Source organism: Psychrobacillus sp. NPDC093200 (genome assembly GCF_050280345.1).
Classification (GTDB): Bacteria; Bacillota; Bacilli; order Bacillales_A; family Planococcaceae; genus Psychrobacillus; species Psychrobacillus faecigallinarum.
In genome coordinates this window covers 644281-660016 of the sequence record NZ_JBNNVC010000002.1, presented here as the reverse complement: position 1 = coordinate 660016, position 15736 = coordinate 644281, and the positions used below count along the sequence as shown (strand labels likewise).

The following is a 15736-nucleotide window of genomic DNA, read 5'->3' as shown; positions in this document are numbered from 1 at the left end:
ATTTCCCTCCTTAAAAATGAATTACTTTCTCAATCCCCTCAAGCACTCTTGCAGGGGTTGGTAGATAATGTTCTTCTAAAGTAAAGAAAGGAACCGGTACATCAAAACCTGTAATTCGCTCAATTGGTGCTCGTAAATAAAGGAATGAGGTATCATTTATAATGGTCACTATGTCATTGCCTAACCCACCTGTAGGATGAGCTTCATGAATGATTACTGCTCTGGTTGTTTTTTGTACGGAATCGGCAATTGCTTTCCTGTCTATTGGATAAAGTGTCCGGAGATCTATAATTTCACATTGTATTCCTTGTTTGTCTGCTAGCTCTGCAGCTTTTTTTGCAATAGATACCATTGCTCCCCATGCAATGAGTGTAACATCTGTCCCTTCACGTATAATCTTGGCTTTACCAATTTCCACCTTATATTTGTTTAAAGGAACTTCTTCTCTTATGGAGCGATAATTTTTCATAGGTTCTAATACAAGCACTGGATCGGGATCTTCCATCGCTGCTATCAGTAAGCCCTTTGCATCATAGGGACTTGATGGGCACACAACCTTGATTCCCGGCATATGAGTAAATAAAATCTCTGTGCTATCAGAATGGATTTCAGGTGCACGAATACCAGCTCCATAAGGTGCTCTGATTACCATAGGAACTGTGAAATGCGACATAGATCTCATTCGAATTCTCGAAGCGTGGGTCATTATTTGCTCGTATGCTGGATAAATAAAGCCTAAAAATTGTATTTCTGCTATAGGTTTAAAACCATTTACAGCTAAGCCGATAGAAGTTCCTATTATTCCTGACTCAGAAAGTGGGGTGTCTATTACTCTATCAACACCAAACATTTCTTGTAGGCCCTCTGTAGCACGGAAAACTCCTCCATTTTTCCCGACATCCTCACCAAGCACAATTGTCCGTTCGTCCTCTTCTAAAAGGACTCTCATTCCATCGTTTATAGCTTGAATTAATGTCATCTGTTTCGCTGTTTCCTTAGTAGCACTGGTTTGTCTTAGTTGCGTCATAAATTATTGCCTCCCTAAATATGCAAGATATGCACTTTTTTGTTCTACTAATTGATCAGGCATTTCAGCAAATACATGATTAAACACATCTTCAATATTAGGTGGTGGAAAGTTTTCCATTTCTTCTATTGCAGCGTCTATTTCGTTGCTAATTTCCTCTTTAGTTGCTTGTATCCAATCTTCATTCCAATAATCATAGTTCTTCATAAATAACTCAAATCGATATAAGGGATCTACTATATTTTCTCCTAGTGAAGCATTTCTGTATTTAGAGGGATCATCTGCAGTTGTATGGGCCCCTTTTCTCCAGGTCACCGCCTCTATTAGAGTTGGCCCATGACCTGCCCTTGCATATTCAATTGCTTTTTGCGTCTCAAAATAAACCGCTAAGCAGTCGTTCCCATCGACTCTAACACCGGGCATACCATATGCCATTGCTTTTTGAGCAATAGTTTCGGAATTCATTTGTTTCTCAGTAGGAACGGAAATTGCAAAACCGTTATTTTGATTGAAGAAGATGGCAGGTACTTTAAAAACGCTAGCAAAGTTTAAACCTTCATGGAAATCACCTTCGGAAGTAGCCCCATCACCAAAGTAAGCAATAGCAATATTTTGTGTACCCTTTCTCTTTTCTGCCCATGCAGCACCTGCTGCGTGAGGAAGCTGTGTAGCAATCGGAACTGCTGGAGGGAAAATATTCCTTGTTTTAGGTGATACACACCCTTCCAATCTCCCATTCCAATAAAGGAATGTTTTCGCCATACTTTTACCAAATGTTAAAGTTGCTCCATGATCACGGTAGGTGGGGAAAACCCAATCTTCTTCCTTTAAAGCAAGTGCACTTCCTACCTGTGAAGCCTCTTGCCCCTCGAAAGGAGCGTAGGTTCCTAAGCGGCCTTGTCTTTGCAAGTTAATTGCTTTTCGATCAAAAGTTCGAATTCTGAGCATATGAAAATAAAGTTCCTTTACCAAACCTTCCTCGATTTGCTCATTAAAGCTTTCATTCAGAAGATGGCCTTTTTCATTTATTATTTTCTTCATAGGATAATTTTGTTTCACTTAACTTCCCTCCAATCACTTATTTACGGATACTCCACTTTGGTTTAAGTGGTGCTGAATAAAAGTTATTGCGAGTTTTTCTGTTCTCAATACGCTTTTCACACATAGCATTTGCCGCTTCATCCGTTGTATTTCCTGTAAGGGATGCCTCCTTAAATACTTCTAATAAGGTATGATATATCTGCTTAGTTTTTGCTAGAACACGTTCATGATTAATGCCATAAAGCTCGTCAGCAACTTGAATAAGACCACCTGCATTTACAATATAGTCAGGTGCATATAATATTCCTTTTTCTTTAAGCATGATGCCGTGGCGATCTGCTAGCAATTGATTGTTCGCTGAACCTACAACAGCCTTTACTTGCAACTTAGGAATGGTCATATCATTAATAATGCCCCCTAATGCACACGGCACAAAAATATCGGCGTCAACCGAGTAAATTTCTTCATTAGGGACAATTTTCAATGTTCCCTTTAAATCAGATGAAGCTAGTTCAATAGCATGGAGACTATCATTATTTATGTCAGAGACAAAAATATTAGCGCCAGCCTCGAGTAAGCTTATAGCAACTTTATAGCCGACTTTTCCTAAACCTTGAATTGCATAAGTTTTAGTGCCGAGTTCCTCGTTTCCAAAAAGCGTGAAATTAGTTGCTTTCAATCCATAGAGTACTCCTGATGCTGTAGGTATCGATGAATCACCACCACCACCATAAGCCTTGGGGAGTCCATTTACGAAATTTGTTTCTCTCATCGCATGGATAAAATCTTCCATAGTAGTTCCCATGTCAGTTCCTGTAAAAAACCGTCCTCCAAGTGAATTTACAAATTGGCCAAAAGCACGGAACAACTCAGGTGATTTATCTTTTTTAGGATCACCAATGATAACCGCTTTTCCTCCGCCAAAGTCTACATCAGCTGCAGCACATTTATAAGTCATACCCTTTGAAAGTCTTAGAACGTCTTCTAATGCTTCCTCCACACTGTTGTAGGGTTGCATACGACAACCACCGAGCGCCGGACCAAGTGCCGTATTATGAATAGCAATAATTGCTCGTAAGCCAGTAGCAGGATCATTACAAAACACAACCTGTTCATGGGTAGCCATTCGATCGAAAAGCTCAAATTCTTTTGTCATTGATAAGCTTTCAGCTAGCATTAAATCCGTTCCTCCTTAGGAATCTTTAGAATGTATCCTCAAGTGGAAGCCTCTTTCCACTTTGTTTTTATCGTATCTTTTAACAAAATTACTTGAATTACCTCACCAAGACCAACAGTACCTTGTTCGTTCTCTGCAACCACGTTGGTTATGACCTTATTGTCTCGAAGTTCTGTAACAGTTGCCGTTATAATAATAGTGCTACCGAATGGAGCAGCTGAAGTATGCTTTATTTTTACTGCGGCTCCCATTCCTTCCTCATTTGCATTTAAATAAGGTAAAATGATTTTCCTCGATACCCATTCCATATGATATGTCATAGCAACAGTCGAATAGACAGGATGGACTACCTCTCCTTCAAAAGCAGCAAACATCCTCTCTGAAACTGTTATTTGTATTTTTTCTTTCCTCCCAATCTCTAATCCTTTTAACAAATTGTTCACCTTCTCTGTAAGTTGTTTAACTCAAAAAGAAAACAGCCTCAATGGAAGCGCTTACACTTACTGAAAAATAAATCTCCTTTCTTTAAACTTATTTAGGAGAACTTGCGTTAAATATTTACAAATATCATATATCATTTTATATATTATTACAATATCTTGTCTGAATTTTATATATTATCTGATTATATAATTATCTGAAATATCTTTTTTATTTATTGATTTCATATATCAAATGATATACAATTCGTTTATTATGGATACTATTATGAATAAACGTCAATACGCGTACAAAGTGATTAGAACAAGAATTGTAGATGGTACTTACAGCCCAGGACAACGAATCGTCATTAACCAAATTGCAAAGGAGGTCGGCTCTAGTCATATCCCAGTTAGGGAAGCAATCCATCAACTGGAATCAGAACATTTACTTGAATTCAGGCCAAATGTTGGTGCAATAGTAAAAGGAATTGATAACCGACTATATCAGGAATCTTTGGAGGTACTCGCATTATTGGAGGGCTATGCTACTTCAATTAGTGCAACCAATATCACTGCTCATGGCCTTTCAAAATTAAAAGAAATAAACCTTGAGATGCAAACTATGCTTGAAAACTATGAATTGGACAAACTAGGAGCACTAAATAGAGAATTCCATTTTCATATTTACTCGTTCTGTCCAAACCAATTACTAATCAAGAATATCGAAGAGACTTGGGGACGTTTAGATATAGTAAGACAGGCAGGCTTTACCTTCTACCCTAAGAGAACACCTCAGTCAATCGAGGAACATGCATACCTTATTAAGTTAATGGAGAGCAATGCAAGCAGCTTGCAAATTGAGGAATATGCAAGGAATCATAAACTAAAAACACTTGAGGCCTTTAAACAGAGAAATTAACAACGTCGACTTCATATTGTCGGCGTTTTTATCTTTCCCTTGTTAGCATTTTAAGTTCCTCTAATGCTTCTTGCCATTTATGTTCTGCTTCTAATATCATTTTATTGAACAGCTCTTCAACAGAAGGTATGTTATCTATTAAACCAGCGATTTGACCACTGTTTAAAAAACCGTTTTCCAGGTCTCCCTCTATTGCACCCCGTTTATGATGCGACTCCGTCATGCTTTTCTCATAATCTTGAATAGTCATCCCACGTTTTTCAAGATCAATAATTTTACTAGCATAAGGAGTTTTTAATACTCTTCGTATCCTCCCCACACTACGACCAACCAGAATTGTATCTACATCCCCAGCTTCAAGCAGTCGTTTTTTATAATTTTCATGAAATGGAGCTTCTTTTGTTGTAATCAATCTAGTTCCAAGCTGTACTCCACTTGCACCAAGCGATATCGCTGCTGCTAACCCCTTTCCATCCCCGATCCCCCCTGCTGCTATAACAGGTAATTTCACTTGTTTAACTATTTGGGGTACCAAGGTAAAAGTAGTCAGCTCTAAATTAGAATTAATACCTGCTGCCTCAAATCCCTCAGCAATTAAAATATCTGCCCCTGCCTGTTCTGCTTTAAGTGCGTGTTTAACAGAAGCTACTAGGGTCATTACTAAAATACCGTGTTTATGCAATATAGGTATATAAGGGGCAGGGTTTCCGGCAGAAAGAGAAACAATAGGAATTTTATGCTTTATAACAAGTTCAATAAGCTGATCCACATAAGGAGAAACACTAATTGCAATATTTACTGCAAAATTTTTCGAAGTTCTTTTCTTTGTTTCTAAAATTATTTCTTCTACTTCACTTGGAGACATCGTTCCACATCCAATGGTCCCTAAGCCACCTGCCTCAGTCACTGCAGATGAAAGCTGTGCGTTGCTTATGTTCCCCATTCCGCCTTGAATAATAGGAAAAGTAATATCTAACATCTCACAAACGTATATCATTTTTTATCCACCCCTATTAAAATATGTTATATTATAATTAGTAGAATGACAATTGTTAAAATTAAAAAAGGAGTGAATTTTTTGATTATTTCGTTTAAAGGGCAGACCCCAAGTATAAGTGGTACAGCCATGATTGCACCAGGTGCTAAAATAATTGGAAATGTTCGAATAGGAGATGAGTCTACTATTTGGTTCAATGCCGTATTACGAGGTGACGAGGCACCTATAACTATTGGTAAGCGATGTAGTATACAGGATAATTCGACAATACATTTGTATGAAGACGCTCCTGTAATTATAGAAGATGAAGTAACTGTCGGACATAATGTTATTCTCCATGGATGCAGGGTTGGTAAGCGATCTATTATAGGAATGGGCTCTACTATTTTAGATCATTCCGAGATTGGTGAAGAATGTATTGTAGGGGCAAACACCTTAGTTCCTTCTGGCAAGAAATTCCCTCCACGATCTTTAATCGTTGGCTCGCCTGGAAAAGTAGTAAGAGAGTTAAATGACAAAGATATAGAGCTAATTCAGCTATCTATAGACACCTATGTACAAAAAGGCTATGACTACCGAGAAATATTTGAAAATAATTTGGCATAACTAGTTATCAAATTATTTTCAATTAAAGTTGCATAAATAAACAAGGTCAGTTATGAATTAAAACTAAAAGCAGGGGATTTATTCCCCTGCTTTTAGTACGCCGTTATATTCCATCAAAAAGATTGCCTAATGCCCTAAAAAGACCTCGCAGCATCCAAAACAATAAACGAAAAGGTAAAAAAAATAGTTCAGGAATCCAGAAAAAAATGTCCCCAAAAACATCTGCCCAAGTATATTTATCTTGTTGACGTTTTCTTTCTGCTCTCTTTTCTTTTTTACGCTTCCATCGCTCACTCATGTAAAATATCCTTCTTTCGTAGGCCCTTATATTTTAAATTAATTTACGAACTACTATAAAAAAAGCTTCTAGCAAACGTTATGTATTTTAATTAGTCATAGCTTCGGAATTATAAAGTAAATTCAAGAACCTCTCTAAGATCCTTTACAATATAGTTTGCTTTTTCCAGTTCCTCTGGCTGAGAGAAGTCAAATTCAACCCCAATTGCGATCAAGTTATTATCTTTCGCTGCATTTATATCCGATGAGCGATCACCAATTACATATCCTGATGTAATTTGATTTTCTTTCAATACCCTTTCTACTAGCTCTGATTTATGGCCGGATGCAACAGTTTGTATACTATACACTTTCTTAATATACTTTTCCAGATCATATGTTTCGACTATTGCCTTCAAGTACTCTTCCTGTCCATTGCTAGCGATGAACACCTCGAAGTCCTCGCTTAAAGTCATTAAAACCTTTTCTGCATGTGGATAGAGTGCACCCTCGTTGTTTTTGATCAAGGCGATTAGTTGTTTATGAAAATATTCATTACTCTTTTCTCGAATTTCGTAAGAATGCTTTGGGCAAAGAGTTTTCCAAACGGTAGGAAGTGTAACGCCCATAATTTCTCGGTACTTTTCTATTGGCGTATCTTCGTTCCATAAATCTTGCTCTCTTAACATATTAAAAGTTTTTTCTAATGCAGGCTCTAATATTAAGTTTGTTTGAAATAACGTTCCGTCCATATCAAAAATACAGCATTTTTTCATTATTCTCCTCCTCATATCTTATATATAACGGAAACCGAACCTATTAAGATTCGGTTTCCAAGCACTATTCCTTTAAAAGTGGGTGGTAGTTAGCATCATATTTTACATCTTTTCGTTGAAGGTCATTATCTGCTTGAAAAACTTCTTCAAAAAATTCGCTTGCTGAAGGTGCCAGTAATTTATAATATTGCTCGAATAAAAGTGCAGCATGATTACCGCTCCATATTTCAGGTAACAGGTCCTTTGGAAGACCCGGATCAATAAATAGGAACTTCCGATATTCATGAACTAATCTAGTCCTTTCTACAAAACATTCAGCTAATGACATTTTCTTATCATTCATCATACTTTGATGAACTATATATTGTTGGCTATAAGTAGTTATAAACTCTTTATATCTTGCTTCTATTTCTAAGAGTGGCCAGCTTTTTTCCACCAAAGCCTTGTTCTCTTTTGGACCTTTATATTCTGAAACAAAAAAATCAACATATTCATTTATATCATACTTCTCTATTAAAAATTCTACTTCATTATCTAGATTATTAGGAGATATCCAACAACCATTTGAAAAGCTGCCAAATCCGCTCCACAACAACTCCTTACGAAGCTCATCACGTATCTGCCTTTTTTCTTCAGGAATTGTATACATTAATATGCGCCATTTACCATCCCATTCATTGGGCATCAGCTTAAAGATTCGATTCGCAGCTTCTTCCATTCTTAATTTACCTCGTTTGGTAAGAAAATAATAGCTTTTGTTTCCTACTTTCTCAGATTCTAACCATCCCTGTTTCATCATTCTAGAGACAGCTACGCGGACTGATTGTTCATTATGTCCAAATTCCTTGAGAAGACGAATAAGGCTACCAATCCATATTTTATTGCCATAGTGTCTTATATAATCGCCATATATCGTAAAGATCATTGACTGTGTGTTAGACATACTATCATTCACTCTTTTCTAATTTACCTACTAGAAATATATCACGAATTCTAAATTATTTCACTATTTTGTTATAAGGATATACTAATTATTTCCCTGAAAATAATTTAATTTTCTGTATTTATAAACCTCATATAGATTAAACAAATTTTATTGTTAAAGCATTTAATCTAGAAATATACTACATATTTTATAGTGCGAATGGTTGTTCGAGTGAATATAAAAATAAAATCATTAGTTTATTTAGGCATTAGAAAAACATCTCTTACAAACGGTACGTCAAACGCACATAGAGATGTTCTTGTATTTATATTCGGACTTACTGAATACCTTCAAATATTGCTGAAATTCCCTGACCTACACCTACACACATCGTAGCGAGGCCGTATTTAGTTTCTCTTTTTCTCATCTCGTAAATAAGTGTGGTCACAATTCTTGCTCCACTAGCACCTAAGGGATGTCCAAGTGCAATTGCCCCTCCGTTTACATTAACGATTTGTGGATCTAGCCCTAGTTCCCTTATACATGCCAGTGATTGAGAAGCAAATGCTTCATTCAATTCTATTAATCCGATATCCTCTATTTTTAAACCTGCACGTTTCAAAGCCTTTCTTGTTGCAAATACGGGTCCAAGTCCCATGAGAGCTGGTTCTAGACCGATAGTTGCAGCAGCAACATATCTTGCAATAGGCTTTAAGTCTAATTCCCTTGCTTTATCTGCACTCATTAGAAGTAACGCAGCCGCACCATCGTTAACACCAGATGCATTTCCTGCTGTCACAGTACCACCCTCAAAAAGAGGAGCTAATTTTTTTAACTTTCCTAAGCTTGTTTCTGGTCGGGGGTTTTCGTCGGCCACAACCAATACTTCTTCTTCTTTATGATTTGTAAACCTCACAGGAATTATCTCATTTAAAAAACGATTATCCTCCATCGCGTTTTTAGCTCTTTGTTGACTTTCAAAGGAGAAGATATCTTGATCCTCCCTAGATATTCTGTGCTTAACAGCAACATTCTCAGCAGTCTTTGGCATTGAATCAGTTCCATACAACTCTTTTAACAATGGATTTATAAATCGCCATCCAATCGTTGTATCTACAAGCTCCATATCTCCTCTTGGAAATTCTTTCGTAGGCTTAGCCATTACGTAAGGAGCACGAGTCATACTTTCTGTTCCGCCGGCAATATATATATCACCATCTCCTACTGCAATTGCTCGAGCTGCATAAAGTATTGCATCTAAACCTGAACCACAAAGTCTATTAATTGTAGTGCCACCAACCTCTAACGGTAGTCCTGAGAGTAACGAAGCCATCCTCGCTACATTACGATTATCCTCCCCAGCTTGGTTGGCATTTCCTAAAATAACTTCTTCTATTTGATCGACTGGAAGTCCTTTATTTCTTTCTATAAGTCCCTTTATAACAAAGGATGCTAAATCATCTGGCCGTATACTTTTTAAACATCCATTATACCTACCGATAGGAGTGCGTACAGCATCTACAATTACAACTTCTCTCATTTCTTATTTCACTCTCCCTCGTCCGTATAGCAATAAACGCCCCTGCCCGTCTTTCTTCCAAGCCGGCCAGCTTTAACGTATTGTTCAAGTAAAGGCGCTGGCCGATATTTTTCACCAAGCTTTTCATGTAAATACTTTAAATTATTTAGTCGAGTATCTAATCCAACAAGATCACCGAGTTCAAAAGGTCCCATTGGGTAATTCAAGCCTAATTTAATGGCTTTATCAATTTCTTCCGGAGTACCTAAGCCTTCCTGAAGCATATAGAATGCTTCATTACCAACCAACGCACTTATTCGACTAGTAATAAACCCTGGAAACTCTTTAATTACCACCGTTTCCTTGCCCATCTGCTTAGCAACTTTTTTTATGATTTCCACGGTATCATCACTAGTTTCTAGCCCTCTCACTAGTTCTACCAATGGCATTTTATGTACTGGATTAAAAAAGTGCATAGCAATTGTCTTTTCGGGACGTTTAGCGAAGGATGCAATTTCTGTTGGGCTCATAGTAGAGGTATTAGTTGCAAAATAACATTCTGCTTTAGCATGTGCTTCTATTGTCTCAAACACTGTTCTCTTAATTGCAGCTTTCTCAGGAACAGCTTCTATTATTAAATCAGCTCCTTGCACCGCTAAAGTAAGTTCTAATTCATAACTAAGGTTACATAAATATCTTTCTGCCATTTCAGTAGTTAGTTTTTCTTTTTCAATACCTTTTTCAAATAAAGCCTCGATTTCTTGCTTAGCTTGTTCTAAGGCTACTTGATTGTTGTCGACAACTGTCACCTCATAATTAGACAGAGCTGCTACATAGGCAATTCCTCGTCCCATTACACCGGAGCCTACAACAACTATATGTTTAACCAAAAACAGCACCTCCCCATTTTGTTTATGTAGAAAAAAGACAGGAACCATCTTTAAGCTCCCGCCCTTTTAATGTATTTCTTTAAAGCCCCAAAGGATTTAAAGGACGGCTTCCATAGTAAGATAAGATACTCTTAGTTTCTGTGTACAGATCTAACGTTTCGATACAAAGCTCTCTTCCAAAGCCTGATTGCTTGTATCCGCCAAAAGGAGTTCCTGGAAATGCTGAAAACGGACAATTCACCATTACTATACCTGCCTTGATCTGATTAGCAACTCTTGTAGCTCTTGCTCCATCCTTTGACCAAATAGCTGAGCCAAGTCCAAAAGTAGTATCGTTAGCTAATTTAATCGCTTCTTTTTCATCTTTAAATTTCATTACGACCACAACCGGCCCAAATATCTCTTCTTTTACTACGCTCATCTCGTGATTTACGTTAGAAATTATAGTCGGCTCAAACCAAAAACCATTCTCAAATCCTTTTGGAGAACATGTATGGCCTCCTGCTATAATCTCTGCCCCATCCTTTATCGCTGATTGAACATATCCATTTATCGTATCCAACTGTGTTTGGTCTATAATAGCACCAACATGTGTTCCTTTATCAAAAGGATCTCCTAATTGAAGTCTTTTTGTCTTTTCTAGAAACTTACTTACAAACTCTTCATAAATATCTTCTTGCACATACAAGCGAGAACGAGCTTCACAGGATTGACCTGAATTATAAAAAATCCCAAATAAAGAGCCATCAACAGCTGCATCAATATCCGCATCAGCAAACACTATACTGGGGGACTTTCCTCCAAGTTCTAGAGTTACCCGCTTCAAGCTTTCAGAAGCTTTTCCCATAATGTCTTTCCCTATAGGGGTAGACCCTGTAAAAGCAACCTTATCCACTTCGGCGTGCTCTACTAAATAATTTCCAATTTCTGAGCCTGAACCAGGGACAATGTTGACAACTCCTGGTGGAACACCTGCCTCCAAACAAATTTCACCTAGTATTATGGCGGTTAATGGAGTTAAAGATGCTGGCTTCACGATAACAGAACAGCCTACAGCTATTGCTGGCGCTATTTTCCATGCAGCCATCATCAGTGGATAATTCCAAGGTATAATTTGTGCACAAACTCCAACAGGTTCTTTTTCTGTATAGTTATGAAACTGACCTGGCACATTATTGACAGAACCTCGGTGTCCAACAATTGCACCCGCATAAAACTCAAAATCCTCAATAGCTTGGGTTACTTGACCTTGAGCAGCGTGAAGCGTCTTTCCAGTATCTAAAATCTCTAGCTCCACTAACTCATTGAAGCGAGAGCGCATAATTGCAGCAATTTTATTTAAAATCTGTGCTCTGCGACCTATAGGATACATTTTCCACTTACCGTGATCAAAAGAGTTACGCGCTGCTGCAATTGCCTTTTCTGCATCTTCCTTGGTAGCCTTAGCAACCTCAGCTACAAGTTCTCCGTTAGCTGGGTTAAAGGTTTTAATTGTTTCACCCTTCGAGCCTTTCATCTTTTCTCCATTTATTATTAAATGATAAAATGCTCTTTTTAGAGACTCTTTTTCGGTTTTATCGTCTTTAATAGTTGTCATGAATAAGACACTCCTTATTTTCCTGAAAAAACAGGTTTTCTTTTTTCTAAAAAAGCTTCGATACCCTCCAGATGATCATTGGTTTGTCCTGCTATTCGCTGTGATTGTGCTTCAAATTCTAGATACTCCTCTAAAGGCATTTCTGTAATCGCTTTCATTGAACGTTTTATAAGGGCAACTGCTTTAGAAGGCAAGCTAGCTAAATGTTCAGCAAAATATGTTAACTGATCTTCCCACTCCTGAACCTCAATAATTTTATTGGCTAAACCTAGGTTAATTGCCTGCTGAGCTGAAACTTTTTCACCTAAAATTGAGAGTTCTAATGTTTTAGCTACGCCTATTAACTGAGATAAGTAATACATATTCCCACAGTCTGGTACGAGACCTACATGGATAAAAGCATTTAAATAGCTACCTTTTTCGGAAATCAGACGGAAATCACAGGCTAAGGCCAAACTAAAGCCGGCACCAGCAGCCACCCCGTTTACCGCTGCAACAATTGGCTTTTCGCATAAACTAATCTGTCTTAGCATCGGATAATACGATTCTCTTAATAGGTTTCCATAATCCATCTGAGCATCCACTTCAGTTAGATCCTGTCCAGAACAGAAGGCTCTACCTTCTCCAGTCAAGAGAATACTACGTACTTCTTCCGAAGAAGACGCGGTTTTAAATGCAGCTTTTAACTCTTCATTCATCTTAGCGTTAAATGCATTGAGCTTATCTGGTCTGTTTAAGACAATCCAAGCTACATTATTTTTCACAAAATATTTAATGGACTCGTACATATTCACTCCTCCCTATTTCCCTTGGTAATTTGGTTTTCTTTTTTCAACAAACGCACTCATTCCTTCTTTTTGATCCTCTGTGCCAAATAGTAAATAAAAGTTTTTTCTTTCATACTGCATCCCTTCATGGAGTGAGTAATCTATTGCCTTGTTCACAGAATCTTTTATAAGTCGCAAAGAAATAGGTGGTTGTGAAGCAAGAATGGTAGCCAACTTCATTGATTCTTCCATTAGTAGCTCACTCGCTACAATTTTATTGATAATGCCATTGTTCAAAGCTGTATTTGCTGAGATCCGCTTTCCGGTCCATAGCCATTCCAAGGCTTTTGTTCTTCCTACTAACTTAGTAAGTCTTTGCGTACCTCCAGCGCCAGGCATTACTCCAAGCCCTACCTCAGGAAATGAAAACTCTGTCCCAGCTGCAGCTATTAAGAGATCACATGATAGAGCAAGCTCGAATCCACCCCCAAAGACATAGCCCTTTACTGCCCCAATAATCGGTTTTTTAATAGTTGCTAATCGATCCCAATCAGAGAATTGATCTAATAATTCTAGACTAATAGGATTATCTCCCATCATTTCTTCAATATCAGCACCAGCTGAGAAGGCCTTCCCATTTCCAGTAAGGACTATAACTCGAATGTCTTCATGACTTTCAAACGCTAGTAATGCTTCTAATATTTCACTAACCATTTTTCTATTTAAGGAATTAAGCCGTTCGGGTCTATTCAATTCAATTATCCCAACTTGGTTCTTCATTCTAGTTTCAATGAATCGGTAAACCATTAAGAATCCTCACCTATCATAAGAGTTACCAAGTTTCCTGCAAACCCCATTAAATCTTTACCTGATGCTTTTCCTTCAGGAGAATTTAATCCTGCTTTCAAGGAATCTAAATCATCATATATCATCTCGCACATTAAATAATATTTAGGGTCTCCACCCATTGGAGAATTCGTAAATTTTGTGACCTTCATCTCCTTTAAGCCTGGAATTTGTTCTGTAATAGGAGCATGCACCTTAAAATAGTGGTCATCAAACTCCTGTTTGTTCTCTGGGTGTTTATACATCGCTATCAATTTAGCCATTGGATTTCCTCCTTTACATAAATGTAGAAATAGGTTTCATTGCTTCAAATACATTTTTGCAGCTTTTACAATATAAGATGCTTCTGCAGGCGGTTGGACCAAATATATTTTCCATGGATATATAAGTAGATCCGCAATAGGCACATTCAACCTCCCATGAATTTTCCCCTTCCTTAAATAGTGGAGGAGGTGATATTCCAAACTTCCTTAAGTTGGCATGCCCTTGCTCTGTTATTCGGTCCGAAGTCCAAGGAGTATGAAAAACAAAATCTACTTCAGTCTTTCCTACTCCAGAAATATTCTCTAAAGCAGCCTTTGTATTTCCTTTGATGATATCTAAAGCAGGACACCCTAAAAATGTGGGAAGTAAATGGACCTTTACTGCTTCTTCCTCAATAATAATTTCTTCAATCATACCGAGATCCACTATGCTTACAGAATCTATTTCTGGATCCATTACTTGATATAGAACTTCCAATATGGACTCTTTAGTAACAGTTGAGCTTTTTAACACATTTGTCACCTCTCTCCATTTAATCCTTACCAAGATGCTGCTGGATCAATACTATATACTTCTGAAAGAGTTTTAAGCGCTTCATCCAAGTCTTTTAAATGTTCTCCATTTCGCCCGTTCTTCTTAGGTATAATCGGAATATTAGGCTTTTCAATCTGAAGAGACTCAAAAATGGGAGATAATCTCTTGTTCCATCTTTCCTTTAAAATTTCCTCAGTTTCAATTAGGTGATGTTTTTCTATAATCTCTTTATCTATGCCATATGAAAAAAAATCGGAAAAGTCATCACTCACTTGTAAGATTGCATGCATCATTTTCTTTTTGGCAACATCCGTTGAGGATAATAATTGTTTGAACCATATTTCCCAGTGTAACACGTGATAAAAAATTTCCATTTTTACCTTCAAGGCTATATCTGCTAACGGTACATATGAACTTGCACACAAGGAATCTACTTTGACTTTTTTAGCCGATATATAAAAATAACTTCTAACAACTTGTAAGGCCCAATCGTATTGTGGGGTTTCCATGTATGTTCCCTTACCGTTAGCTCTTTCTGTAAGAACACTATTTTTCCTAGTGGAAGTAGGCCGAAGGTGAGCAAGAAGGTCTGCATTTCCTACTCCGAAATCTTCTAAAAGTTTATAATACATGGCAGCATGCCCCATGCTGTCCTGGCTAATAGAAGAGGAGGCAACGTCTTCTTCTATGTGAGGTGCGAGGCCTAGCCATTCAGAACCACGATAGGCAAACATAAAATCATCATCCGCCAGTTGAAAAAGAAGACTCTGCGTAGCGTCCTTATATTCCTGGCTCATCTCCTCACTCATTTACGATCTCCTCCCCACGATAGTATTTCTTTTTCATCCAAAATTTGTTGCTCGTATTGGCGCCATTTTTTCTTTAGATAACCATAGCCTTTTGTTGTGCGATATTCTTTATTGTCCAATCTGACTAGTGTTTGCTTCTCTTCATTTTCTATCTTGCGAATATGCTTTCGATTGACAATCCAAATGTCTGCTACAGGCTCCCGTCTCATGAAGTTTTCCTGAGCCATTATAAAAGCCATTTGTTCATTAGGAGCTAGCAGACTAAATTGGTGTTGAAATGCAGAGCTTGAAGTACGTTTGCTAAAGATTTCATATTCTTGATAAAAGCTCTTTTCTTCGTTCAT

19 protein-coding genes are annotated in these 15736 nt (G+C 37.6%); 2 read left to right on the top strand and 17 right to left on the bottom strand.

What is annotated here, in order from left to right:
* Window positions 1–10: 10 nt before the first annotated feature.
* The 4 genes from ACQKNZ_RS10945 to ACQKNZ_RS10930 are packed head-to-tail and all read right to left on the bottom strand — an operon-like array spanning window position 11 to window position 3679.
* Window positions 11–1027 (bottom strand): alpha-ketoacid dehydrogenase subunit beta, encoded by a 1017-nt coding sequence (locus tag ACQKNZ_RS10945; protein ID WP_427659677.1) that lies wholly within the window; start codon window positions 1025–1027, stop codon window positions 11–13.
* A gap of 3 nt (window positions 1028–1030) precedes the next feature.
* Complete coding sequence (pdhA, locus tag ACQKNZ_RS10940) at window positions 1031–2086, bottom strand: pyruvate dehydrogenase (acetyl-transferring) E1 component subunit alpha (protein ID WP_427659675.1); 1056 nt, start codon at window positions 2084–2086, stop codon at window positions 1031–1033.
* Between the two features lie 19 nt (window positions 2087–2105).
* A complete protein-coding gene (locus ACQKNZ_RS10935) occupies window positions 2106–3245 on the bottom strand; it encodes a Leu/Phe/Val dehydrogenase (RefSeq protein ID WP_427659673.1) in 1140 nt (379 codons plus the stop codon).
* 38 nt (window positions 3246–3283) lie between these two features.
* Window positions 3284–3679: a thioesterase family protein gene (locus tag ACQKNZ_RS10930; RefSeq protein ID WP_427659671.1), complete on the bottom strand. Its 396-nt coding sequence runs from the start codon at window positions 3677–3679 to the stop codon at window positions 3284–3286.
* A gap of 274 nt (window positions 3680–3953) precedes the next feature.
* Between ACQKNZ_RS10930 and ACQKNZ_RS10925 the strand changes: the two genes are divergently transcribed.
* Window positions 3954–4586: a GntR family transcriptional regulator gene (locus tag ACQKNZ_RS10925; RefSeq protein WP_427659669.1), complete on the top strand. Its 633-nt coding sequence runs from the start codon at window positions 3954–3956 to the stop codon at window positions 4584–4586.
* Between the two features lie 28 nt (window positions 4587–4614).
* Here ACQKNZ_RS10925 and ACQKNZ_RS10920 read toward each other — a convergent pair whose 3' ends face one another.
* Window positions 4615–5583, bottom strand: coding sequence for an NAD(P)H-dependent flavin oxidoreductase (locus tag ACQKNZ_RS10920; protein ID WP_427659667.1), 969 nt, complete (start codon window positions 5581–5583; stop codon window positions 4615–4617).
* A gap of 129 nt (window positions 5584–5712) precedes the next feature.
* Between ACQKNZ_RS10920 and ACQKNZ_RS10915 the strand changes: the two genes are divergently transcribed.
* Entirely contained in the window at window positions 5713–6189 is a 477-nt protein-coding gene (locus tag ACQKNZ_RS10915) for a gamma carbonic anhydrase family protein (RefSeq protein ID WP_427660148.1), read from the top strand.
* Window positions 6190–6292: 103 nt separating this feature from the next.
* Here ACQKNZ_RS10915 and ACQKNZ_RS10910 read toward each other — a convergent pair whose 3' ends face one another.
* From ACQKNZ_RS10910 to paaB, 12 genes are all read right to left on the bottom strand, one after another.
* The gene (locus tag ACQKNZ_RS10910; protein ID WP_427659665.1) at window positions 6293–6487 is read right to left on the bottom strand and encodes a hypothetical protein; all 195 of its coding nucleotides are present in this window, start codon (window positions 6485–6487) and stop codon (window positions 6293–6295) included.
* Window positions 6488–6596: 109 nt separating this feature from the next.
* Window positions 6597–7241, bottom strand: coding sequence for an NIF family HAD-type phosphatase (locus ACQKNZ_RS10905; RefSeq protein WP_427659663.1), 645 nt, complete (start codon window positions 7239–7241; stop codon window positions 6597–6599).
* Window positions 7242–7305: 64 nt separating this feature from the next.
* The gene (gene paaX, locus ACQKNZ_RS10900; RefSeq protein WP_144536219.1) at window positions 7306–8184 is read right to left on the bottom strand and encodes a phenylacetic acid degradation operon negative regulatory protein PaaX; all 879 of its coding nucleotides are present in this window, start codon (window positions 8182–8184) and stop codon (window positions 7306–7308) included.
* A gap of 319 nt (window positions 8185–8503) precedes the next feature.
* Window positions 8504–9706 carry an acetyl-CoA C-acyltransferase gene (locus ACQKNZ_RS10895; protein ID WP_427659661.1) on the bottom strand — a complete coding sequence of 401 codons (1203 nt, stop codon included), beginning with the start codon at window positions 9704–9706 and terminating at the stop codon, window positions 8504–8506.
* Window positions 9707–9714: 8 nt separating this feature from the next.
* Complete coding sequence (locus ACQKNZ_RS10890; RefSeq protein WP_427659659.1) at window positions 9715–10575, bottom strand: 3-hydroxyacyl-CoA dehydrogenase; 861 nt, start codon at window positions 10573–10575, stop codon at window positions 9715–9717.
* 79 nt (window positions 10576–10654) lie between these two features.
* On the bottom strand, window positions 10655–12172 hold the full coding sequence (locus tag ACQKNZ_RS10885) for an aldehyde dehydrogenase family protein (RefSeq protein WP_154310737.1): 1518 nt from the start codon (window positions 12170–12172) through the stop codon (window positions 10655–10657).
* Between the two features lie 14 nt (window positions 12173–12186).
* Window positions 12187–12960: an enoyl-CoA hydratase-related protein gene (locus tag ACQKNZ_RS10880; RefSeq protein WP_144536211.1), complete on the bottom strand. Its 774-nt coding sequence runs from the start codon at window positions 12958–12960 to the stop codon at window positions 12187–12189.
* A gap of 12 nt (window positions 12961–12972) precedes the next feature.
* A complete protein-coding gene (locus ACQKNZ_RS10875; protein ID WP_340863216.1) occupies window positions 12973–13746 on the bottom strand; it encodes an enoyl-CoA hydratase/isomerase family protein in 774 nt (257 codons plus the stop codon).
* Window positions 13746–14048 carry an EthD family reductase gene (locus ACQKNZ_RS10870; protein ID WP_144536207.1) on the bottom strand — a complete coding sequence of 101 codons (303 nt, stop codon included), beginning with the start codon at window positions 14046–14048 and terminating at the stop codon, window positions 13746–13748. The genes ACQKNZ_RS10875 and ACQKNZ_RS10870 overlap by 1 nt, the downstream gene beginning before the upstream one ends.
* Before the next feature lie 13 nt (window positions 14049–14061).
* Complete coding sequence (gene paaD, locus ACQKNZ_RS10865; protein WP_151109669.1) at window positions 14062–14562, bottom strand: 1,2-phenylacetyl-CoA epoxidase subunit PaaD; 501 nt, start codon at window positions 14560–14562, stop codon at window positions 14062–14064.
* Window positions 14563–14588: 26 nt separating this feature from the next.
* Window positions 14589–15392: a 1,2-phenylacetyl-CoA epoxidase subunit PaaC gene (gene paaC / locus ACQKNZ_RS10860; protein WP_427659656.1), complete on the bottom strand. Its 804-nt coding sequence runs from the start codon at window positions 15390–15392 to the stop codon at window positions 14589–14591.
* Window positions 15389–15736 carry a 1,2-phenylacetyl-CoA epoxidase subunit PaaB gene (paaB, locus tag ACQKNZ_RS10855; RefSeq protein WP_340863218.1) on the bottom strand — a complete coding sequence of 116 codons (348 nt, stop codon included), beginning with the start codon at window positions 15734–15736 and terminating at the stop codon, window positions 15389–15391. The genes paaC and paaB overlap by 4 nt, the downstream gene beginning before the upstream one ends.